This is a genomic window from Paenibacillus sp. (assembly GCF_048976745.1).
Lineage (GTDB): Bacteria > Bacillota > Bacilli > Paenibacillales > Paenibacillaceae > Paenibacillus.
Genome location: NZ_JBHGUU010000004.1, coordinates 274,459 through 297,625 on the forward strand (window position 1 = coordinate 274,459; position 23,167 = coordinate 297,625).

A 23,167-nucleotide genomic window follows, 5' to 3' on the forward strand; every position below is an offset into this window, starting at 1 on the left:
TGTGATAGATAAGGAATATGTCGTATATTCAATGGCTGTGTGGGATACCTACCTCTATTATTTAATTAAACCCGATCATGAAGAGCCTGATTTGAATATTGATCCTGTGTGGTATCCCTATGAATGGTTTGAAATACTGGATCATACGATTCCTAAGATGTGGAGTTTTAGCCATAGTGCTCAAAGCGATGAAAATGACCTTTCATTATTATGGGGGTATAAGGAAATTGTAATAGATGATGAGCACGAACAAGGAATTATGGAGAGAAACAAGAAAGCTTTAGAAATATTTTATAGGCGAAAGATGGAAATGGATAAAGAAATGGAAGGATAATCGATTTCAGTTAAATGCGGATTACAATAGCCAAACAAGGAATATGAGGGATAACATAATGAGTAAATAAGAAAATCCTGAATTCATTGAAGAGTATAGAACTAGATGGGTAAGTGAGGGAGCTAACTGGTCTAGCTCATCGAAACCAAGAATATTGAGTTAGGATCTTGCAGTTCAGGTTTTTGATATATGAATAAAGTTGGGAGGATCATATGTGGACAAAACGAATATTATGGCTGAATTTATCATTAAAGGAAATCATTTCTAACCGAAGTTAATCACAGAACGGATTGGAATCGAACCATCTGGAACCTATATAAAATAGAGATTTGTATCGAAAGGAAACCTGTTGTTTTTTGGAGACGGACTATCAGGAATCTTTTGATATCAATCAGCAATTGAATCACATACTCAATCTTTTGGATCCACATATTGAAAAGTTAAAAACCTTGAGAATGAAGCATAGTTTGAATTTTCTGTTTAGCTTCTCGATCAGGATTATGCATAATGAGACCCCTGCGATTACTATCGAGCAAAAGGCAATCGGTATAGCCTATGACTTGAACGCAGAGTTTGATTTTGATTTGTATATTCTGTAGCAATGGAAACAAGTCATTATGAAAATACATACAGAGGACAATTATCCAATTATCAGACCTTGAGAGTGGTGTTCATTTTTTAAATAATCGCATGGAACTTGGAAAAATAATCAATCTTTGAATTATATTCATATACAGACAAAAGGGAAATGATTAAATGAATATTGGAGATATTGAGAAATTAGCGGATAGGTTACCTACAGAAGTTTTACTGTCTTTGTTCAGGAATGCTTTAAAAGATTTTGAAAATAAGATTCTTGATAAAAAAGTTTTTTTGTTAATCCTATCCGAATTAACAGATCGACAAATCATGACTTATGAGCTTTTAGAGGATAAAACTAGAAATGAGATGGATGTCTTAATGAGGAAGTTATGGAATACTAATTCCTACGAAGATGTAGACATCATACTCTCTATTGTTGTTAACCTTGGTTTAAAGAATTGTTTTATTAAAATTAAAGAGTCTATAAGTAAAGAAGATAATATAGATTTGATAATTTTAAACGAGATTAAAGAGACGATTATGGAGGTTGGAGATCATATTTCAAATCCGTACTATGACTTAGAAAGGTTTAAATCATCTAAAAGTGAGTTTTAGCTCATAAGATGGTAACCTGTGATATAAATTTATAGTTTTAATTTTGGGTCGTATCATTTCTCATTCGAAGATGCCATTAAACATTCTGATGGCTCTTTTTTTGTGACAGTAGGGCAGTTTATTTAGAATATGTGTACACCTACGGAGAGAGCAAATGGTACGAGTTACTTCTAATCTAAAATACTTAGATGAATTGATGATCCCTTTCTTGATAGGAATAACCGGGTACTTGACGTCACTCACTCACCATTTTCTTCATTACTTAACCTAATAGTACTTCAAGCGCTGAATATCATTGAAACCTAATACGAATTTACAAAGTATATATAAAGGAGGATATAATTAGTTGCTATTTATAAATTTGTACTCGGTTACATCCATAGAGGGGAGGACGAATATGCCATTTATTGGGGGAATCATTTTAATTTTTATCCTAGCATTTATTCTATGGGCATTAATGATCCCGCTATTCAATAAAATAGGTAGTAGAATTCTGAAGAAATACAATAAATTCAAACAAGAGGAGAATGTTGATGAAAAATTCAAAGACGTTTAGGGTAGGAGCGATCACGGTGGCATTGGTTATTATTGTGGGAGCGCTACTGGTGACCTTCTTTGTCACACGAATTCCTAACGGATATGTTGGGGTTGTCTATTCACCCAATGGAGGGGTAAAAGATAGTACACTGAGTCAAGGGTGGAAACTGGTTGGAGCGTTTGATAAAGTAACGAAATATCCGATCCGAATTCAAACGGTTGAATATAGAGACATTCAGATTGCAACTTCTGACGGGAAAAACATCACAATCGATTTTGCTTACAACTACCAGGTAGAGCCAAGTAAAGTATCTTCTATATTCAATACATTTGGGCCAATTAGCATTCAAGAAATAGAGGATACATATCTCAAAACACGTTTCCGTGACGCAGCTCGTAAAGGTATCTCCAAGTTTACAGTCATTGATGTGTATGGTGAAAAGTCATCTGAAGCTGGCGTCGATGTTCAACAACGTTTCTCTGATGACGTTAAAGAGTTAGGTTTTATTGTATCCAACGTTACTGTAGGTGTTCCTCAACCTGACGCCAAGACTCAGGAAGCCATCGATAAACGTGTCGAAGCTTCTCAAGAATTGGAACGCAAAACGACTGAACTTGAGATCGCCAAGAAAGAAGCAGAGCGCAAACGTGTAGAAGCGCAAGGTAATGCAGACAAACTATTGATTGAAGCAGAAGGTCAAGCTAAAGCCAATAAAGAGCTTCAACAATCCTTATCGAGTCAACTCGTTGAATATGAAACCATCAAGAAATGGGATGGAGCCCTTCCATATGTAAGTGGGTCCAACACGCCAATGATTCAATTGCCGACTACCAAAACAGAGCAAAATAGCGGCACAGGGAGCGTAACTCCCTAATTAGCGCTTGAAAATGCACTTAATACTTTCTCATCCAATTGAATTTATTGAATCTAATGAACAAGCCGGTCCAATTGTGGGCTGACTTGTTCATTTTTGAGTCTTTTTAAAGATACCGCAGGAGAAACTGTGAGCTTCACCATTGGATTCACTTAGCCAATCCTGTACAATGGATAACGACAATAACAACGGTAGATTAAGGATGGATCAGCACGATGAGAATTATCATATCACCCGCTAAAAAGATGAAGATCGATACCGATCTTATGGCTATCGCGCAGATGCCGCAATTTATAAATGAGTCAGAACAGCTATTGAGTTTGCTTCAAAAGTTATCCTATGACGAGCTTAAAGCGATGTGGAAGTGTAACGATGCAATCGCCGAACAGAACGTGGAGCGGATTCGAAATATGAATATAAAAGCAAATCTTACCCCAGCCATATATTCCTACGAGGGCATTCAGTATCAATATATGGCTCCGGGTGTTTTTCAACATGAGGAACTGGCGTATCTTAAGCAGCATTTACGCATATTATCCGGTTTTTATGGCATGTTGCGGCCTTTGGATGGGGTTACCCCTTATCGGTTGGAGATGCAGGGCAAGTTGCAAGGTCCTGGCTTCAAAACGCTCTATCAGTTCTGGGGTAGCAAATTGGCAGATCAGCTTCAAGCGGACAGCAACTGTATTCTGAATCTGGCTTCCAAAGAGTATAGCAAAAATATTTTGCCGTTTCTGAATGAGGAGACCCGGTTCATTACATGTGTATTTGGACAAATGGTCAATGGGAAGCTTGTTGAAAAGGCAACCCGGGCCAAAATGGCTAGAGGTGAGATGGTACGTTATATGGCAGAGCGTAAGATTACAGATGTGAAGGATGTAAAAAGCTTTGATCGGTTAGAGTTTGTTTTTTCAGAAGAGAAATCGGATGAGAGTACGTATGTGTTTATATATACAGAGGAAAAGTAGTTTGTATTATGTGAGCAGATTATAATGTTAAATGCTTTTTACTAAAAAGTCGCCATCCGGCGGCTTTTCTTGTATGCAGCAACCTTTTGAAAGATACTCTTACGAGCATCACTTACTACCGAAAATTGACTATTTAATCAGATTGATTCCAAATGTCATCGAAGTATAAAAGAAACAGTCCTTATCATTGAGGACTAAATTACTATTACCGCTTTATCATTTTTCTGGTCCTATGGTTTGCGCTTGGAACCATGATGCCGACCAGCGGTTACGCACTTTCGAATCCATGAACTTCCATAATAATGAACGAAAGTAGCCGTAGCGGTCTCAATACTTCTACGGAGGAGAGCGTAAAATATATTGTGTAAATAGAAAAAGGAAGACTCTTTCACAGCTTTCCCAAACCGATCTGGAGAAGTCTGTATCCGACGCATCTGATTGAATCGTTTAACAAGCAAATCAAGAAATACACGAACCGGAGAGAGCAATGTAATACTACTCTTACGAAAATAAATAAGGCTCATGGCCAAACACCATGAGCTAAACAAACCAAGTATAATCGAACGTAGCAGCTAGAAAAATGTTCTATAAGCAGAGCAATATCAGTGTGGAACTCCGCAGATATGCCGTTATTCACAGCGTGTTGTCCTTACATTTTTAAAGCAAATGTCCGCCAGACACTTCAATGTCCTGAGCTGTAACCCAGCCGAAATCATCGGACAATACATTCACAATGACCTTCGCAATATCTTCGGGTTGGCCTATTCTGCCAAATACAGATTGCTCAGCCAAAGGCTTGATGAATTCGGGATGCTTATCGAATACTCCATCGCCGAAATTGCTGTGCGTAGGACCGGGAGAAACGGCGTTGACCCGAATGTTGCGAGGTGCAAGTTCTTTGGCGATATAACGAGTCCATGTGGAGAAGGCTGCTTTTAACGAACCGTAGGCAGAGTAACCTGGGAATGATTGGTTTTTGGATGAACTTGTGGTATTAACGATGGCTCCAGCATCATCCATGAATTGCACGAGGTGTTGTGTTAGAAAAACCGGTCCTTTAAAGTTCGTATTAAGAATCTTATCGAAGTACTCTTCGCTCATCTCATTGAACATCATGGGTCCGCCAATACCTCCATTATTAACTAAGTAATCAAAAGTTGTTCTATCCCAAATGTCTTTGAGGCATTTCTTAACTTCCAGGGAGAAACCTTCGAATGTTGATACTTGCGTCAGATCCAACTTCAGTGCTGCAGCCCGAACTCCATTATTCTGCTCAACTTCCTTAACGACAGCTTCTGCCCGGTCCTTATAAGAATTGTATGTGAGAATCACGCTAATTCCGCGCTTGCCCAGTTCAAGAGCCGTCGCTTTACCAATGCCATTACTTCCACCTGTTACGATTGCAATTTTCATCATATCCACCCTTTCTTGTGATCGATCTGGACTTTATTGTAGTCTCCTCTGCTGAAATTATATAGATCTAATAAAACCTTATAATTGCCTAAAACCACCATGTTTAATTTTATGTAATTTTAATTTCCTTTGTTTTATATATAAGAAAAGCCTAAAAGTGCCGATTCATGTCGGTGTTGTGTTGAGGGATACAGAGTCGTCTGATAAAATAGGTGTATGAATAAAATTATGGATGAAATTATAGATTTAATGAAATATGCAGGTACTCGACCGATTGCAACGGAAGTGCCGGGGCTGAGTATGATTAAGGGAGATATACCCGCACATCAGCTTGCAGCGCTATACGAGCCGATGATTGGGTTTACGGTTCAAGGAACAAAGATTCTTTCAATCGGGGAGCGCAGTATTACCTTGGGGGGACCCTCATATTATGTTCTGCCGGTACATGTTCCCGCAACGGCGAGGGTATATCCAGACCCTAATGGCGGTCCTTACATGTCCCTTGGTCTTGCGTTGAATCAGAATGTCCTTCAAAGCTTATTAAGAGATCTGCCTGAAAATCTCATACCAACGTCATCGGAGCCGTTCGCAGCTTGTGAGATAGATATTGAATTTATGGAGGCATGGCTACGGTTATTGCGATTAACAAAGACAACAAGAGATATTCCAGCTCTTGCGCCGGCCTATGAACGCGAAATCCTATATCGTGTTCTGATGGGACCACAAGGGTGGTATCTGAGGCAACTGGGTATGCAGGAGAGTAATTTTTCGAAAATTTCTCAAATTGTAAAATGGTTTCGCGATCATTTTATGAGTCCAATAGACGTCGGCGAGATGGCAACCAAATCGGGTATGGCTATAAATACTTTTCACCGTCAGTTTAAAAGTGCAACAGGGTTAAGTCCTATTCAATTTCAAAAGCAATTAAGGCTGTTGGAGGCTAGAAACCTCATTGCATTTGAGGGTTATACAGTAGCCGGTGCCGCATATCAAGTTGGCTATCAGAGTACTTCACAGTTTAATAGAGAATACTCCCGTTTCTTCGGTTCATCTCCGGCTCGGGATACTAAGAAACTAAGGCTAATCGAAAGCGCGAGGGATTAGTTAGCTGCCTCTACTAACTTGATGGTAGTGGGGAAGCATATGGTGTACGAGAAAAGACGCAGGGATGTATATCCCTGCGCCTGATCAAGAATCAAATCCGTGTCCATCAATCCAGATTGGATAAGGGATTGAAGCCACTGCTTGTTTCCTCTGCTTTGTTCCACGCATCCTGGACTTCTTGAGACGCATTCTTCAAGGTCACCTGAGAAAATGTACTAACATAATTGTTAGCAGAAGAATGAGCTGTCACATCCAATTTAGGTGCGATTTGATTCGTATCCGAAGCTGATGAGCCTTTGGGCTTACTTCCCGTATTCCTCATGATAGAACCAGGATAGCCAATTCCTCCAATATTCAGATTACATCCTTCCTGTTAACGAACATTAATCCAAGCGGTCCACTGTGTTGGAATGTTAATGGAATAGACCGTACCTACAAATTGTCCTCCTGTGCTAGGTGCTTCATAAACCCAAGAATGGGCCCAAGCATCTACGACACGGTCACCGTCCAGATCAATAGCTTCAGACCAGTTGTTTGTCATTGTATTGCCGGCGAGTGTGCCGTAGTGACTGCTGTCATAACCGATCTGGAAAGTAATACACTGGATCCAAGCCCCGCCATGATCATTGGTCGTGGAGAGCGGGTTGTTATTAAAGCCGTAAATTTCTTGACCGCCATTAGGAGATACGACACCATATACATTAATGTGAGATACTTTCGGAGCAGGCGCAAACAGAACTGGACCACCCGCATTATCAGCCTTCTGCGATTCAAATTCAGCTTTAGCCGCTTTCACAGCTTCACGGAATTCTTTGGAATTAATAATTTCTTCCTTTGTCAACGGTTTGGCTTGAGTCACATCACCGTCTGCATAGGCAGCTACATTAAATGAAAGCACTAGAACAAGAATAAGAGCTAAACTAAACAATTTTCTCATAGCAATAAATTCCACCTTTCTTGTTATGGGTATTCTTTTACAAAAACATGCGGTTACGACAAATAGACCTGCTTGCAGATTAAAGCCTCGTGCCCTCCTCTCTTATGAAAATGGTAGAACTCTACAGGCTAGAAAACTCTATGAAGTAGGAATGTATATATAAAATGAATGCCTGCCAATGGTTATGTGTTGCAGACAAAATGTAAAACTCATTTATACGCATTGATATCTTAGCTATGATAGGCTTTGATACCCATCTTGAAAATATAAGATTCCAAAATAAATATTTAAATTGTAATATATTCCATTTATACAAACATATAGTACCCCTATCTATCACTTTAAGTCAAGTATTTCATTGTTTCTATTATTTATTAAATCATGCTGCTCATCGCAGTAAATTGCCATAGTATCCTTTAGTCGTCATATTGAAGGACAATCCTCAGGAACAATATATACCTACAAAGAGATCCTATGGGGCTGAAGGACGGATATAAATCATTCTGAGCGTAGATTCATGCAGTGAAATCAGGAGATTAGCCGGATGTAATTGCCATTAAACTTCTGCTAACATAGTTTTATCATATCTTAGATGAGCGGTGAAAGCGGATGAGTACGATTAAGGTGAATCCTGAGCAACTACATCATGTATCCAATCAGGTGGATCAGGCCAGACAACAGTTGGAGCATATTCGCAGTGATCTGACGAGACAGATCATGTTCGTTCAGATGATGTGGATGGGGGCGACGCAGGAGCGATTCTACTATGAGTTTGAACAGTCGCGTACTATATTGGATAAAGCACTGGAGAGTATGGTGGGCATCTCCAAGGAACTCAAGGAGATCGCTACTCGATTTGAGAATGTCGATGCTGAAAAGGTGAGTCTTGGAAGTGCTGTTGGCGCTGTGGGTGCGGGAGCAATGATGAAGACCTTGGGAAATGATGCGGGTACGGAGGATAAAGGCTACCGGATGGCGCAAGTCAATGTGTATGGGAAGCTGATGTGGATGCCTGTGAACGAGAATGGTGTTACGGATCAGGCTGCGCTCCAGGCATATAAGAAGGATCAGGGGCATTTGGATATCAATCGGATGCAAGCTACGGATGCTGAAGCGCCAGGAGAAGATATTTATGCGATGCAGATCAAAGCCTTTGAAAATGGAATTCATCCCTTCACAGGTGAGCCTGTATCCGATAAGTATGCTCAGATCATGTTGACTTCTCTGAAATTCAGCCAACTATTTATGGCATTTCAGATGGTTCGCGGGAGTATGCCGGGTGGCCAAGGGCCGTTTCGCGTACCTGCCTCTGATCCGGCTGTGGCGAAGATTAAAAAGAATCTGGAAGCGAGGAAAGCGAATGAGCAGAAGAAGGGTTCTGAGGGCAAGGGACAAGCAACTAAGACAGTAATAAGTGAACATGTAAGTGATGCGGAGAAATTGCAAAGGCCATATGCTCACCTAGTAAACGTTGATGGATTTAAGAGAGGTAGCAGACCTGGAGTATCTGGTGGTCATAATATGGACAAATTTAATGGGGCCTTACAAGAAGACGCAAATAAGTATGGACTGAGTGTTAAAAAGGATTATTTTATAGGTGAACCCAAGAAGCACAATGTCGAGGGGATCTACGAGGTGGAGTATCAAATTCCGTCCTTGAAACGAAGTGAATCAGATAAAAGTATTTTTGAACCGATAACGGACTCAAATGGAAATGTGCTTGGGAAGAGAGTGAATGATCCCAAAACAGTATATGATCCTAATATAATTTCTAATGAAAAAATGTATAATTGGGGAAAAGCAGCATTAGAGCCACAGATACAGGCTGGAAACGTGAAAAACGGGATAGTTAAAGGAGAACTAAATGGGCTGAAATTTGTGGGGTTCGTAGATGAAAAAGGGAACATAAAGAACTTTTACCCTGCTTTTTAATTAATATCGGAGGAGAGATATGATGTACAAAATTTTGACAACAAAAGCTGAAAAAGATAGATTAGTCGAATCTTATTTCTGGATTATTGATTTTCCGAGAGCTTTAACATACTTCGGAGATCATGAGAGACATGGTTATGGTTCAGGTCCACTGGAGGTACAATTTTCATCCTATCATATGCCAGAAGAGGAAGAGTATATTGGTGATCAGAAAGTGTGTTTTATTGGAGAGCCTCCAGCATACGATGAAGATGTAATGGCATTGATGGAGCATGATGAATTTTATAACTATTTGATGATTTACAGTGAGAAGTACGTGGAGGAGCACCCAGAAGCTAAACAGGATATTTATAATTTATTAGATGTGGTAAAAAAAAGATTGGGTTTACATTCTTAACTTACTAATTGTGAATCATATATCATTTGGAGGAACAACGAAAGTTCGTTTATCTTATATGTCCATAGTACTCATAGTCCAAGTATTGGCTGTACAGTTGGAAAGATATGCAAGCACTAAAAACGTTACCGTATGACCCCGATTGGTGTTATAAAAATCCGAAAGCTCTTCCCACCTGAATGTTGTGAGGAATGAGCTTTTTTTATGCAGAAAATAACCAAAGAAGATGATAGGACAGCAAATAAAGGTGCTGAATAAATTATTATGGGCTATATTGATATGATTATATCCTCTGTCCAATGTATTAAAAGATTGGAGATACGAACATGATTAAATATAGGTATACCATTGAATATAAAGAAGATTTCAACGAAGTTATCGTAGACTTAGGCATTGATTCATCTTTAAAAAATGGTTATCTGATTAGTAATTCTTTGGGCTCGGATATATTTGGAGACTTCGCAACGATCCAGGAAGAGATCGGAAACTTAATCGAATTACTGAAAGGGAAAATAACGTTATACGAAGGTGGAGGGAATGTGAACTTAATAAGATCTGACCAGTCTTTTACAACTTTTGAAGATATCTTTGCAGAAGAAGATGAAGAGGACAGTACATGTGAAATTGAGACGTTAGAATATGTAAAGATACTATTGTTATGGGCAAAAGAGATCTTTCAGTATAAAAGCCAGCGAGGCGTTATCTTAAAAGAAGAAGGGCAAGTAGCATTAGAGTGGTTAAACGAAAAATATATTGAGGTTTTAGTTTTGGGTCAAAAGATCGAGCGTATCAACAATTTGAAATTGATTGAATGAATGGTATGAACAATAGATCTGTAATATTTTGCGGAGAAAAGTGAAACTTTTCATTGCTCAAAAGTTACTGCAGTATAGCGAATTCGGAAAAACGTGTGCGAGTCAACGGTTAATACTATATCAAGTAAGTAATTAATAGATCCATTACATATACCTAGTTTGTTTCACTAAATGCGCGTAAGAACCAATTCATCTGCAATACTCAATGAGTTTCCCAATGGAATAACATCAAGAACGCGAAATTCACAATATAAGGAATATTAAAAGACAAAAAAGCCTAACCCCTCAGTATCTTGAACGAGGAATTTGGCTTATGGTCTTCAGCTTAAACAGTCGCGTCCGATGGGTGATTAAAATAATGATTTATTTATCCATGTATAATTAATGAATTTTAACATTTGCCCATTCATTTCAAATTCTTTATCACTAGTTTCTGTATGCTCGAATCCGTTTTGCTCTAAAACTTTTTGAGATGCTATATTGTTGGTGGTTGTTTTTGCCTTAACTTCTTTTATATCTAAATCAACTATTGTATTGAGTAATAATTTTAATGCTTTTTTAGCAACACCTTTTCCAGTGTGGTTTGTCCCACTCTATAGCCGAGAAATCCTATTTTATCGGAATTATCAATATCAATTAAATTTATTCTTCCAAGAATAGAGTTATTTTCGTCTTTTATTAAATAAAAAAAGGAGAGTCCTTTGACTTGTTCATCAAGCAGAGATTCATTCCTTACTTTAAAAACCTCAGGTATGTAATAATCATCTCCTCGAGACGGTACCATTTCCTCGAAAAAAATTCTGTTTTCAATTTCGAACTCATACAAGCTTTCAATATCTGTGTATTTTAACTTCTCAATTATTATATTCATGAACCCTTTCCTCCAATCAACTTTAATGCAAGATACTACGAATCTGCTTCTGTAAATTTAAATCTGCACCACGATTTCAATTTGTTCTAATTCCTCTTTTTGTATATGTTGAAAAATATTGAACTTAATGCAATTAAGTTTTTGTAAAGCAAGTATAACATTCCTGTTTCGCTATTTAACATTATTAGCGATTAATGGATATTAGAACTCCTAGTAAATTTGAGCAATTATTGGATGAACATTATGGAAACTTGGGCGCTGAAATGTGGGATTATATCAAGGGGCTTCTGGAACAAAACATGAGCAATTATATGAACGACGAATCTGCGGTTTTACAATTACCCGATGATGATGTACTGATTTCCCAATTGACTACAAGGAAATGGTCAATTACCAGTAAAGGGAAAATACTTCTTGAAAGCAAGAAGGACATGAAAATACGCGGTCTCAAGTCACCAGATAGAGCTGACGCATATGTTCTGACTTTTGGCGAATATTTAACAGAAGTCCCTCAGTGTCTATAATGCTTCCGACCATAGCAGGATTGTCATTAAAAAGATAAAGTTCTTTGGATCCTTGAGTAGGGTACTATAACTATAGAACAGAGATTGGTAGAAAAGCTGTCTTCTTACTAACCTAAAGAGAGGGCGGGGATTTTTCACATCCTCGCCCTTGCTGATATTGTTAAATTTACATTTCCTTATAAATTGTTCCTTTGTACTGTGCCTCCCAGTATGATCCATCGGGATAATTTACTTTTATAACAGTACTAGATCTAGTAAGAACACCACCATAATCGCCTTCATAATAAGTAGCTCTAAGTGGAACCATATCTTTTGTATAACTAGAAGTTGGGAATTTGAGAAAAACTTCCACTTCTCTTTGGAGTAATCCTTGGATCTCGATTTTAGGATGCAGAGAATTAGTTGACACTGAGTTTCCAGTCTCTAAAGCAAAGGCTGACAAGGGTAAAGTGCAGAATGCGGCAATAGCGGCTAATAAGATTTTTTTCTTCATTTTTTTCATCTCCTCATTTATTTTGGGTTACATTACAATTATACAATATATTTACATGTAAATATGTAACATATTTAACAATTTAATAGAATGGTATTTATTCTGATAAAAGTATTACTTCCACAGTATCCGGAAGTTGTTTATACGGGAATAAGGATACATGATACCGGTGAGTTGGGGTATGACAGATGGGTTGAATAAATTCATATCAGAAGAAGGACTTCCATATGAGGTTATTTCAATCATCAATGGATCATCTTCTTAGGATGAACATTATGGAAACCTAGGTGCTGAAATGTGGGCGTATATAAAGGGGCAACTGGAACAAAACATGAGCAATTATATGAAAAACGAGTGCGCAGTCTTACAATTACCCGATGATGATGTACTGACTTCTCAATTGACTACAAGAAAATGGTCAATGACCAGTAAGGGGAAAATACTACTTGAAAGTAAGAAGGATATGAAGAAGCGCGGATTAAAATCACCAGACAGAGCTGACGCTTACGTTCTCATGTTCGGTGAATATTTGCTGGGGGCACCTCAGTCTATAATGCTTCCGTCAATAAGTAGTGTGTCAATAAAAAGATAAACTGAAGATTAAATCTCCCAATCAAATAGTGGGGATAATAAAAAAAGAGCACAGCAGCACCTTCAAGGATTGTGGGATGCTTTGACCCCCGAAAGTGACGTTAAATTGACGATATGTTTGCAATCGAATGACCGTGAAACAGCTATACATTAGGCACATAGAGAGGTTAACCCCTCTCCGGTGTGCCTGCCCGTTATCGCAGCGGACTCGGCTGCGCTGTGGGAAGGCGTTTCCTTAGACGTGGATCGTCAAGGGTGCAGTGTGGGGATGGGGTTAGATTCCCCACAGCCGCTCCATCCGGGCGGGATATAAATACGGATACTTATATTATGGCCTACTGGCAGCAGTGGGGTTCAAGTCCTTGCAAGGCCAATGATCGTTTTTTTGTCTCATAGGTTATCTCTCTTTGATTGAGCCGTCCATGTTGGATGGTTTATTTTTTGTTGTACAAAAGGAGGAAAATGGTATATGTTGTCGAATCTTCAGTTGCAGATATCTTTTTGAAGAAAGGAAATAACAATGTGAAAAACTTTTTCCCAGGCTATTATAAACTTACCGATGATGAATTACATAAATTGTGGGAATATTGTAATTTTGTACTTGATGCTAATACTTTACTAAATCTTTTCAGGTATCCAAAAGAAACTAGTAATGTGATGTTAAAACTACTCGAAAGTATCAAAGAGAGGATTTGGATTCCTCATCAAGTAGCATTAGAATATCATAGACATTTGGAAGCAGTAATACACGAACAAAAAAACGAGTATGAAACACTTGAAAAAGAATGCATGTCAGAACTTCAAAAGCTTATATCTAAACTTAAAAAGTTACGACATTCTAACATAAGTACAAATTCTATGGTACAAACACTTGAACAAAGTAGTGCAATCATTCAAAAAGAGTTAGCAAACCAGCAAGAGAATCAACCAGATTTACAAGAGATTAAATTGAGAATTAACAATTTAATTGGAGAAAACGTTGGATTAGCATTTGATCAAGTTGAGTTGGATAAAATATTTGTAGAAGGATCTTATAGGTATGAACATAAACTGCCTCCTGGATATATGGATGGTAAGAAAAATTATTCCTATTTTCATAATGGTGTGAGCTACCAAGCTGCATACGGTGACTTGATTTTTTGGAAACAAATCCTAAGATATGCTGAAGAGAGTGAGGTAAACTCGATTATCTTAATAAGCGATGATAGAAAGGAGGATTGGATACTCGAAGTATCTGGTGAGAAAAAAGGAATCCATCCTTATTTGACGAATGAATTCAACAACCATAGTGGAGGTAAAACATTTAATTCATATAACTCTGTGCAGTTTATTAGTCAGGCTGAGAAATTTTTGGAGTTTGAGAGTAGTGCTACTGTAAGTGATGTCATAAAGGAAATAGAAACTGTTTATAAAAAAGAGGATTCTATTCAAGATAGCTTGAATTATTTTTCTAGCTTTTTTAAAAATAAAAATGATATACAAATACAGAATGTTAAAGATAGTGAAGCGCATTTTTTCAGTGATTTTATTGAGGTTAAATCGAGTGAGTCAAAAAAAGAAAATTCACATTTGTTTGAAATTCTCTTTCAATATAAAAATGAAAAGATCACACTAGGGGATTCTCTAACTAAATATTTTCCGACAGTTATAGAGCATGTTCTTAGTAGTGTTCTTCATGACTCCAATATAGTTGATTTTTCTTTTTCAGGTGATGAGATTTGTATTGCTGTGTTCTCAATGCCATATGATGTTAACGGATTAGGACTGCTTCTAGAAGATATAAATTCTAAACTTGAGAATTACTACCCTTCTGACTATGTTAAAGCATTACGTATATTCAAAAGAAGATAAATATATTTCTAGCCATTCATTAACGAATGGCTTTTTTATTGCAATAGAATAATTGTGTCTTTCCTAGAATGGGGAGAGGGTTCGGGTACGAATGACCCCGATATGTGACTATTTTGCGCCGAGAATCCCAATCGATTGTGAATATGAAGAGAGGGAATGAAGATGCCTAAATATGAGGCGTATGAGCTTATAAGGGGGTTACAGGAACAGTTACTCGCCGGATCAAGAGTAGATGCCGCCATTGCTAAAGATGGGATAATAGACATCCGTGTTGAGGAGAGAATTAAGCCTATTGGACTGAATTGGACGGTTGACATCTCCACCGATTGGAAGCTCGCGTTTCGTAGCAATCAAAGAGCCACCTGTACCCTGGTTTCGAAGATGCAACCCGGGCAATGCAATGATTGTGTATAGGGCAGATGGGATGGAGTAAAACAGTTCTGCTGTAGACCAGTTTGTCCCAAAGAGGTAAAATATCCCTTATGAGAATTTTACAAAAGAGAAGGGATGTTTTTTTAGTATGAGTTTCTTGAATGACAGAGCATTCATCGGTGCAATTATCGGTGCAATAGCATCACTTTTGGGTGGTTTTTTTGCATCAAAGTATCAATTAAAAAGAATGGAGAAGGCTGAAGATCTGAAACAGAAACAAAGGATCAAAGTAAGTTCTCAAATTATTTACGGAGATATTATTACCCTTGTGAAAGCAATGTTATATTATCGAAGAAAGGAGCATAAGATTGTCGGTTTTTATTTCGATTATTCCGCAGATTACTCCAACCATATTGATGTGTTAACAGAACGTATTGGCGGGGACAAAACCTACTTATTACGTAGAATATACGGTCATTTAGTTAACTTACACCATGCAACCATGGCCTCCACCATTAATTCAACGGAGATAAACCTACTTGCAAGTCCAGTTTACGAGGCGGCTTGCAAGTTGTTATATGGTAGCACGGGGAAATTTATAGGTCACACTGGCCATTTGTGGGAAACGCTAACTGAGGAGAATTACGATCATCTTACTGATGCGATGGAGCATAAAGTTAAAAATTTGATTGATGAGCTTGAGAAAATCAAATCTGAGTGCCTTTAATTAGGGCACTCTTTCTTTTGCTCTCATATGACGGAATATGAGCCGTTCTGAGCTTCTTAACATGAGAACGTCCGGGGGTTGGTTGCAGGGATCAGTCCTTTGGAGAGCGGAGAACAGCGTCTGAGTGAGTCTACGGATGCATATGATGGTCACCCAAACGTTGAAACCAACTCAACTCAAATGAGGGAGGTAATAAAATTTTTGTGTCGAATTATGGAAGATGGGAGGGATCTTTTTGGACATAGCAATAGTGGGTGCACTGGTATCAGGAGTGGTAGGGGTAGCAGGTGTTTTAATAGGTGGTATCTTGACCTATAAACTGAGTCACCGATCTGAGATGGTCTTGGTAAAAAAGAAGATCACAGTCGACAAGATTCAGGAAACGCAACGTGGCTTATATGTCATAGCCAGACAATTAGGACAATTGAATCTAGCTTTAAAAACAATCGAGAATAAAAGAATAAGTCAGGAAGAATTCCGAAAAATTTCTGATCAGGTTCAAGATGAGTGTGGCATCGTAATTCGTAATATACGTGTTAATGAAGTGTTTATTAAAGATTTTGTTAGCTTGATTGATGATCTTATAGATCAGACAAGTAAATTTAATGACCTAATCTATGATGCATATATTTATCCGGATAATCCAAATAAGAGAGATTATTACCCTGGACTATTAGAATACGAACATATAGAAACCTTGATTATGAAAGCAATGCTAACTGCTTTGGAGATAAAAGACAGTTTGGACAAGAAAATTGAAGCTGAATTGAAATAAGAAGCAACGAGAGGCGGCCTATGTGGGCCGTCTTTCATTTTTTATAAGCATTGGAGGTAGAAGTAATGAACATAAGAATCGTGCCGATCCATCAGATTGATGCTGCAGCCTACAACCCCCGCGTTGACCTTCAACCTGGGGATGTTGAATATGAGAAGTTTCGACGAAGCATAGAGGAATTCGGTTATGTTGAGCCCATCGTCTGGAACGAACGCACAGGAAACATGGTCGGTGGCCATCAACGGTATAAGATCCTGGTTTAATGAGCAAGGGCATACTGAGCTGCAGGTTTCTGTCGTGGATCTCGATGATCAACAGGAACGGCTTCTGAATATTGCTTTGAATAAAGTGCAGGTGATTGGGATGAAGATGCCCTATCTCAGTTACTTGTTAAGTTGCAGCAGGAAGGAGTGGACATTTCCTTGTCCGGGTTTGACGATGTGGACCTGAAACAGATGCTTGATGATATTGAGATCCCGAACTTTGAAGCAGGTACTTTCGAAGACCAAGGCGATTTGGGGGTATAGAGCTCAAAGCTTGTGACTTGTCCACACTGTGGGGAGGGATTTGAGCATGATTGATTTAAAGGTGGATTGGGCGACGTATGCAGCCGCAAAGTTTGCTTGCGAGAACTTCCACTATAGCCGAAGCTTACCTGCTGGAAAGTCGGTGAAGGTGGGAGCATGGGAGGGTGGCCAGTTCGTCGGTGTTGTTATATTCAGCCGTGGAGCGACTCAGAATATCGGTTCTCCATATGGCCTGACGCAGCGTGAATGCTGTGAGTTGACACGGGTTGCCTTAACCATGCATCAATCATTTGTATCGTAGATCCTTGCCAAAGCGATCCGGTTCTTGAAGGAGCAATCCCCCAATGTGGAGTTGATCGTCAGTTATGCCGACTTTGAGCAAAAGCATCACGGTGGGATCTATCAGGCGACGAACTGGATCTATGAGGGAAAGACGGACGGGGAGCATTATTTCATCATACGGGGCAAGAAGACACATCCCAAATCGATTCACAGTAAGTGCGGTACCAGTGGTCAACGCATCGATTGGATCCTTGGATGCCAATGCCGAATTGTACCGGACAGAGGGGAAGCACAAGTACCTGATGCCGTTGAACAAGAAGATGCTGCCAAAGATCATGCCTTTGCACAAACCGTACCCAAAATATAAAAGGGAAGATTCCTGTTTTCCAGGACGATGGAGATTCATTCGAAGTTTTGCGAAGCGGCGAACCCATTTTAGTTAGATTGATCTTTTAGAGAGAAGGAAAAGTTATATAGATCGACTGATGAAAACTATTAACATGCATTTAAACTTGTGTTATAATTTACCAAATATCTGAAAGGGATGAGAACTATGTAGTCGCATTAATTTTTGGTCCTCGAGCAAGATCTCCACCTTCTTCTTTGTATTAATAATGTAAGAAGAAATCAGGATGAAAATTGAGGAGGATCAGTATATGAGTAATTACATTTGGGCTGGAATGAAAGTTAGATTGCGTCCGGTATCACCAACAGACGGGGAAAAGTTTCATTTCAATGATCAAGATTCGGAGAATGCAAGATTATGTGACGAGTTACATTTTCCAAGGTCAGAAGAAGGTACAATCAGTTGGGCAGAGCATCAATCCAAAAACACTTCTCATGGCGACAACGTTTTTTTGGCTATAGAAACGCTTGATGGAACACTTATCGGGAGCATTTCTACAAACAGTTGTAATCTTCGATGTGGTACATTTAAATATGGAGTTTCGATATTCCGTGAGCATTGGCGCAAAGGTTATGCATCTGATGCTATTAAAACTATACTTAAGTACTACTTTGAGGAATTAGGATATGTGAAGGTGAACGCTCATGTGTATGCATTTAATGAGGGTTCTGTAGCATTGCATGAAAATCTAGGCTTCATTCAAGAGGGAAGAATAAGAAACATGATTTTTACAAAAGGACGGCACTATGACGAATATATCTATGGTCTAACTAATAAAGAATTCGATGAAATTCACACGTTAGGGAAGATATAGCAGTTCTTTGTACAGTTTCGTCAATTTGTTGGGCATGAATTCGGTACCATACCGTACTCTTGCCTTTTAGTTTTGTCTTAATGCGTTTGTTGTTGTAATAATCAATGTATTTGGATAGCTCTTGTTTAGAATGTGAGATATTTTCAAATTCCTTTACTTTAATTTCGACTCAATAAAAAACTAGCGGATTTTCCGCTAAATTCCCATCTCACCTCATCTCTTGAGTTACAATCTCCCTGAGGTGACCTTACCATGAAGGATAACATGTCAAACCTGATCGAGGATTTGTTTCACGGAAACCTGCGGTTGGACGAGTCAATTCATCCTGAACAAGCTGAGTATCAGGAGATCAATCGCCAGATATCGGACCTGATGCAGGACTACAAAACACAGCTTACGGGGAATGAATACGATGCCTTGGAACAACTGATCGACTTAATCGGACAATCCACGTCCATGTATGTGGAAGCCGCGTTTGAGCAAGGTTTTCGCACAGGCGGCAGACTGATGATTGAGGTTTTAGCTAAACCGTGAGTATTTACCTACTTCATAAGCCAGCGGCGGACAATACACAACAATTCAAAAATCCCCTCCTCCATTACCACCGCTTAGGCGGAATGGGGAAGGGGATTTTGCTTTTAAATTATTCTTATATCTTATTTACTTACATACTTACCGCGCACCAATATTCGTACCCGATGGCGTACCTGACCCAACTAAATCACTGCCGTTCGCAAGCTTCAGGAAATTGCCCAAGACAGGCGTTCCATCCGCGCTACGTGTTACCGAAGGCACGAGGGAGACAAAGTCGGCTGCGCTGGCGAGCAGGCCTTTGGCGTTCTCGCTTTTTTTGTTCTTCCACCAGACGTTGGTGCTGCTGACATCGGTTCCGCTTGTTTTGTCACTGGCGCCGCCTTGGAAGGACAGGTTGTTGGTGAAGATGTGGGTGCCTACATCAAAGGCAAAGTTGCTTTGCCCATTGTTCCAGGAGGTGTTATTTTTCATCTGGATCGAACCGGGATTGCTGTTGTAGGTGAAGCCGTGCTTTTTATTATTAAATGCAATGCTGTTCTCAACGATGTGATTCACGGCAATTTTCTCACCGCCCAGCTTGAAGCCGTTGCCATCGCTGTTGGAGGTGGAGGTGCCGTCTGATGTTGCCCCGTTCGCGTAGGCGATGCTGTTACGGATCGTGACCGCTCCAATGGCGCCTGTGTCCGTTTTGCTATACAGATCCCAGCCATCGTCCACGTTATAGGCCGCAATACAACCATCGAAGACATTGCCCGGGCCTACGGTCAGTTTGGCCGCAAAACCGTCTGCATCCTCGCCGTCATCCGGATCATAGTTGTTGTGGGAGTACGAACGAATCACTTCATTATATGCGGGCCATTCACTCTTGGCGGCTGTGGAAGCATAACGTCCCATTTGAATACCCGTATCCCGGTTGTGATGAGCTTCGATCTGCTCCAGGCGGTTGTAACTGCCCCCGATGAAGATGCCGTTATCGCCGGCACCCTTCACCTCAAGCCCTTTGACGAACCAGTAGTCTCCGAACATTTGCAGTCCACGATTGGTGGAAGCGAAGGCTTGAGCTGAGAAATCAAAGACCGGTTTTTCCGATCCATACGCCACCAGGTTTTTACGTTGACTCGATGTGCCGCTGTTGCCACGTTCAATGGTAATGGTCTGGGAGAAGTTATAGGTACCGCCGCGTAGATAGATCGTTTTGCCCGGTGCGATCTGGGTTAATGCGTTTACCAGTGACGTTGGACTGTTGATCGTACCCGGATTGCTGGCTGAGCCGTTAGGGGAGACATAGAGATCAACCGCAGCAAGTGTCATACTTGAGGTAGCGGAGGCTTCTGATGGGTTATTTTGCAAGCTGCTCTCGATCAGTTCCTCAGCACCTGCCGATCCACCTCCAATCAGTAAAAGAGGGAACGCGGCGCTCAGACAGATCTGGGCCATTTTCGATTTCAGTGAACGTTCGGATCGTACAGATGCATGAGTGGATGTGGATGGGAATAAATTCATTACGCAAACCTCCTTGGTTAATTGGAAATAGAATGAAGAGCATGTGGTAGACGAGTACCAGACCAAGATTAAAATGAAATAAGTCAGGCCCCTGGTCAGGTACAATCTCCAGGACACAGGTTTATGGTAAATGTTGTAAGAGTCATCATCAATAATCATCTGATCAGATGGAGTTATATGAAGGCAGGTCGGGCCTGGAAGCTTCCCATGCCTCTAATATCACTGGATTTATGTAATCTTCCTATTGGGTGATAGCTCTCATTTAACGAAGAATCATCTGAAATGAACGTAAAGAAACCCGCTTTTCCATCCTCAGAGCATCTGTTTTACCTTTGATCCACTCCTATGAACTTCATATAATTTAAAATAAATAACAACATACATCCTAAGTGAAGACTACACCCAAGTTAAATACGAAAAAGACCTGATCGTAGCTGCAACTGGCAACTTGACGATCAGGACGATGTTTAATTCTGGAATGCAATTTGCTTACTAAAAATACTCACCAAATATTTACACACATGCTTTAACCGTGTCAGGCTTATCAGTCTAAACGCGGTCCAGCTATCTTAATAACCATCCGTCTCACGACTGCGTTTCTCTGCTTGCTCCACGCTTGGTTCATGTTTCGGTTGGACTGTCGCACTATCATCGGTTGGTACAGAAGCCAATCCTTCAGAGACGCGCCGCCCGTAATCCGCATCAGCTTGGGTAAAATGTGAGATCATGCGCTCCCGGATATCCGGTTTGCATTGGGCCAATGCGCCGACCATGTTGCTGATCAGCTCATCCCGCTCCCAATCCTCGAATGCCCGATACGTATCACCTGCTTGTCCAAAGTCATTGGTACGCTCAATCTTCTCACGGACAAGTCGGCCTTCCACCAGTGGTTCATGTTCCTTGCCACGTGGGGCTGCTTCCTTTAAGCCACCAAGCGACGAAGGTTCGTAATTTACATGTGGATTCTGACCCGGCGCACGATCCACTTGATACTGCATCTGTCCGCCGCTCTGATTCGTGGCTACCCGATTTTTCGGTGCATTCACAGGCAGTTGCAGGTAGTTCGCACCCACCCGGTGACGCTGGGTATCCGAATAGGAGAAGGTGCGTCCTTGCAGCAGTTTGTCATCTGAGAAATCCAGCCCGTCCACCAATACACCTGTGCCAAATGCCGCTTGCTCCACTTCATTGAAATAGTCTTCGGGATTGCGATTCAACGTCATTTTGCCCACGGGTAGAAAAGGAAACTGATCCTGCGGCCACAGCTTGGTCGGGTCCAGCGGGTCGAAGTCCAGCTCCGGATGCTCGCCATCCTCCATCACTTGAACGCACAGTTCCCATTCGGGATAGTCCCCTTGTTCAATGGCATGATACAGATCCAGCGTAGCATGATTGAAATTCTGCCCTTGAATCTCGTTTGCATCTTTTTGCAGCAGGTTGCGAATGCCTTGATTGAGCGGTTCCCAGTGGTACTTGATGAGCACGCCTTTGCCGTCCTGGTTCACCCATTTGTATGTATTGACACCTGATCCTTGCATCTGGCGATAGTTGGCCGGAATACCCCAAGGGGAGAACAGGAACGTCACCATATGGGTCGCTTCAGGACTTAGCGAGACAAAATCGAAAAACCGCTCCATATCCTGTGCATTGGTCAACGGGTCTGGCTTGAAGGCATGTACCATATCCGGGAATTTGAGCGGGTCGCGAATGAAGAAGATTTTCAGGTTGTTACCGACGAGATCCCAGTTGCCATCTTCGGTATAGAATTTCACCGCAAAGCCGCGCGGGTCACGCAGCGTCTCGGGAGAATGCCCACCATGAATAACCGTTGAGAATCGAACGAATACGGGGGTTTCTTTTCCTTTTTCCTGAAACAGACGTGCACGTGTGTACTTCGATACCGGCTCATCACCAGCCGTTCCATACGCTTTAAATACGCCATGAGCGCCAGCCCCGCGGGCATGAACCACCCGTTCTGGAATACGTTCACGGTCGAAGTGAGTGATCTTTTCAAGAAAATGATAGTTCTCCAGCGTGGTCGGTCCACGGCTGCCCACCGTTCGTACGTTCTGGTTGTCTGTGATGGGGTGACCCTGACGGTCTGTTAATGTGTCTGCCGCTGTGTCTGAGGAATGCTCAGGTTGTGAAGACTGATGATCCATGGAGCACCGCCTTTCCTTATAGTGGATTCTTGTATATATTTTCCCTGTAGGCAGGTTCTATACATGGTGGCAACCAACGAACATCTATGCTACCTTTTGAAAAACCTATCCAATCGCCCCTCGAATTTCCTCGCAAAAAAAGCTTGTCACCAGCCTCGCCGCGTGCGATAATTAACTTTTGCCCTGCGGCCTTTTTTGAACGGAAAATGAAAGAGGACTGCGTCTA

General features: G+C 40.5%; 22 protein-coding genes and 2 pseudogenes. 17 read left to right on the plus strand and 7 right to left on the minus strand.

The features are described 5' to 3' along the window. Window positions 1-31 precede the first annotated feature (31 nt). The 5 genes from ACE3K2_RS02185 (at window position 32) to yaaA (ending at window position 3,911) form a co-directional block, all read left to right on the plus strand. A complete protein-coding gene (locus ACE3K2_RS02185) occupies window positions 32-334 on the plus strand; it encodes a GNAT family acetyltransferase (RefSeq protein ID WP_421886165.1) in 303 nt (100 codons plus the stop codon). Between the two features lie 329 nt (window positions 335-663). Further along, entirely contained in the window at window positions 664-933 is a 270-nt protein-coding gene (locus tag ACE3K2_RS02190) for a DUF4279 domain-containing protein (protein ID WP_421886168.1), read from the plus strand. Window positions 934-1,090: 157 nt separating this feature from the next. Next, window positions 1,091-1,531: a hypothetical protein gene (locus ACE3K2_RS02195; protein ID WP_340984703.1), complete on the plus strand. Its 441-nt coding sequence runs from the start codon at window positions 1,091-1,093 to the stop codon at window positions 1,529-1,531. Window positions 1,532-2,064: 533 nt separating this feature from the next. Further along, the gene (locus tag ACE3K2_RS02200; protein ID WP_421886171.1) at window positions 2,065-2,943 is read left to right on the plus strand and encodes an SPFH domain-containing protein; all 879 of its coding nucleotides are present in this window, start codon (window positions 2,065-2,067) and stop codon (window positions 2,941-2,943) included. Between the two features lie 215 nt (window positions 2,944-3,158). Further along, complete coding sequence (gene yaaA / locus ACE3K2_RS02205; protein ID WP_421886174.1) at window positions 3,159-3,911, plus strand: peroxide stress protein YaaA; 753 nt, start codon at window positions 3,159-3,161, stop codon at window positions 3,909-3,911. A gap of 657 nt (window positions 3,912-4,568) precedes the next feature. On the opposite strand, the gene ACE3K2_RS02210 is transcribed toward yaaA, so the two are convergent. Beyond that, entirely contained in the window at window positions 4,569-5,327 is a 759-nt protein-coding gene (locus ACE3K2_RS02210) for an SDR family NAD(P)-dependent oxidoreductase (protein WP_421886177.1), read from the minus strand. Window positions 5,328-5,540: 213 nt separating this feature from the next. Here ACE3K2_RS02210 and ACE3K2_RS02215 point away from each other — a divergent pair, with 213 nt between their 5' ends. Next, window positions 5,541-6,428, plus strand: coding sequence for an AraC family transcriptional regulator N-terminal domain-containing protein (locus tag ACE3K2_RS02215; protein WP_421886180.1), 888 nt, complete (start codon window positions 5,541-5,543; stop codon window positions 6,426-6,428). Between the two features lie 373 nt (window positions 6,429-6,801). Here the strand turns inward: ACE3K2_RS02215 and ACE3K2_RS02220 are convergent, their stop codons facing one another. After that, window positions 6,802-7,365 carry a DUF4879 domain-containing protein gene (locus tag ACE3K2_RS02220; RefSeq protein WP_421886182.1) on the minus strand — a complete coding sequence of 188 codons (564 nt, stop codon included), beginning with the start codon at window positions 7,363-7,365 and terminating at the stop codon, window positions 6,802-6,804. 609 nt (window positions 7,366-7,974) lie between these two features. On the opposite strand from ACE3K2_RS02220, the gene ACE3K2_RS02225 reads away from it, so the two are divergent. The 3 genes from ACE3K2_RS02225 (at window position 7,975) to ACE3K2_RS02235 (ending at window position 10,509) form a co-directional block, all read left to right on the plus strand. After that, window positions 7,975-9,297: a WXG100 family type VII secretion target gene (locus ACE3K2_RS02225; protein ID WP_421886185.1), complete on the plus strand. Its 1,323-nt coding sequence runs from the start codon at window positions 7,975-7,977 to the stop codon at window positions 9,295-9,297. A 19-nt stretch (window positions 9,298-9,316) separates the two neighbouring features. Further along, on the plus strand, window positions 9,317-9,694 hold the full coding sequence (gene cdiI, locus ACE3K2_RS02230) for a ribonuclease toxin immunity protein CdiI (protein ID WP_421886189.1): 378 nt from the start codon (window positions 9,317-9,319) through the stop codon (window positions 9,692-9,694). A gap of 326 nt (window positions 9,695-10,020) precedes the next feature. Then, a complete protein-coding gene (locus tag ACE3K2_RS02235) occupies window positions 10,021-10,509 on the plus strand; it encodes a hypothetical protein (RefSeq protein WP_421886192.1) in 489 nt (162 codons plus the stop codon). A gap of 350 nt (window positions 10,510-10,859) precedes the next feature. Here ACE3K2_RS02235 and ACE3K2_RS02240 read toward each other — a convergent pair. Together ACE3K2_RS02240 and ACE3K2_RS02245 are read right to left on the minus strand one after the other, a co-directional pair. Beyond that, window positions 10,860-11,380, minus strand: a pseudogene (locus ACE3K2_RS02240) (GNAT family N-acetyltransferase). Window positions 11,381-12,070: 690 nt separating this feature from the next. After that, a complete protein-coding gene (locus tag ACE3K2_RS02245; RefSeq protein ID WP_017687516.1) occupies window positions 12,071-12,397 on the minus strand; it encodes a hypothetical protein in 327 nt (108 codons plus the stop codon). A gap of 1,053 nt (window positions 12,398-13,450) precedes the next feature. Between ACE3K2_RS02245 and ACE3K2_RS02250 the strand changes: the two genes are divergently transcribed. The 7 genes from ACE3K2_RS02250 (at window position 13,451) to ACE3K2_RS02280 (ending at window position 18,742) form a co-directional block, all read left to right on the plus strand. Then, entirely contained in the window at window positions 13,451-14,839 is a 1,389-nt protein-coding gene (locus ACE3K2_RS02250) for a PIN-like domain-containing protein (protein ID WP_421886196.1), read from the plus strand. Window positions 14,840-15,359: 520 nt separating this feature from the next. After that, window positions 15,360-15,938 carry a hypothetical protein gene (locus ACE3K2_RS02255; RefSeq protein ID WP_421886199.1) on the plus strand — a complete coding sequence of 193 codons (579 nt, stop codon included), beginning with the start codon at window positions 15,360-15,362 and terminating at the stop codon, window positions 15,936-15,938. Between the two features lie 235 nt (window positions 15,939-16,173). After that, on the plus strand, window positions 16,174-16,713 hold the full coding sequence (locus ACE3K2_RS02260; RefSeq protein WP_421886202.1) for a hypothetical protein: 540 nt from the start codon (window positions 16,174-16,176) through the stop codon (window positions 16,711-16,713). A gap of 65 nt (window positions 16,714-16,778) precedes the next feature. Then, a complete protein-coding gene (locus ACE3K2_RS02265) occupies window positions 16,779-16,976 on the plus strand; it encodes a hypothetical protein (RefSeq protein ID WP_421886205.1) in 198 nt (65 codons plus the stop codon). A 310-nt stretch (window positions 16,977-17,286) separates the two neighbouring features. Then, window positions 17,287-17,541: a hypothetical protein gene (locus tag ACE3K2_RS02270; protein ID WP_241230732.1), complete on the plus strand. Its 255-nt coding sequence runs from the start codon at window positions 17,287-17,289 to the stop codon at window positions 17,539-17,541. A 24-nt stretch (window positions 17,542-17,565) separates the two neighbouring features. Beyond that, window positions 17,566-17,889, plus strand: a complete 324-nt coding sequence (locus ACE3K2_RS02275) for a hypothetical protein (protein ID WP_421886208.1) — start codon at window positions 17,566-17,568, stop codon at window positions 17,887-17,889. Between the two features lie 289 nt (window positions 17,890-18,178). After that, a complete protein-coding gene (locus ACE3K2_RS02280; RefSeq protein ID WP_340984714.1) occupies window positions 18,179-18,742 on the plus strand; it encodes a GNAT family N-acetyltransferase in 564 nt (187 codons plus the stop codon). Between the two features lie 25 nt (window positions 18,743-18,767). Here the strand turns inward: ACE3K2_RS02280 and ACE3K2_RS02285 are convergent. Continuing rightward, window positions 18,768-18,899, minus strand: a pseudogene (locus tag ACE3K2_RS02285) (IS3 family transposase); the annotation flags it as partial. Between the two features lie 95 nt (window positions 18,900-18,994). Between ACE3K2_RS02285 and ACE3K2_RS02290 the strand changes: the two are divergent. Then, window positions 18,995-19,276, plus strand: a complete 282-nt coding sequence (locus tag ACE3K2_RS02290; protein ID WP_421886212.1) for a DUF6809 family protein — start codon at window positions 18,995-18,997, stop codon at window positions 19,274-19,276. Between the two features lie 138 nt (window positions 19,277-19,414). Here the strand turns inward: ACE3K2_RS02290 and ACE3K2_RS02295 are convergent, their stop codons facing one another. Continuing rightward, window positions 19,415-20,779: a right-handed parallel beta-helix repeat-containing protein gene (locus ACE3K2_RS02295; RefSeq protein ID WP_421886214.1), complete on the minus strand. Its 1,365-nt coding sequence runs from the start codon at window positions 20,777-20,779 to the stop codon at window positions 19,415-19,417. Window positions 20,780-21,348: 569 nt separating this feature from the next. Further along, window positions 21,349-22,941, minus strand: a complete 1,593-nt coding sequence (locus tag ACE3K2_RS02300) for a catalase (RefSeq protein WP_421886217.1) — start codon at window positions 22,939-22,941, stop codon at window positions 21,349-21,351. Window positions 22,942-23,167 lie beyond the last annotated feature (226 nt).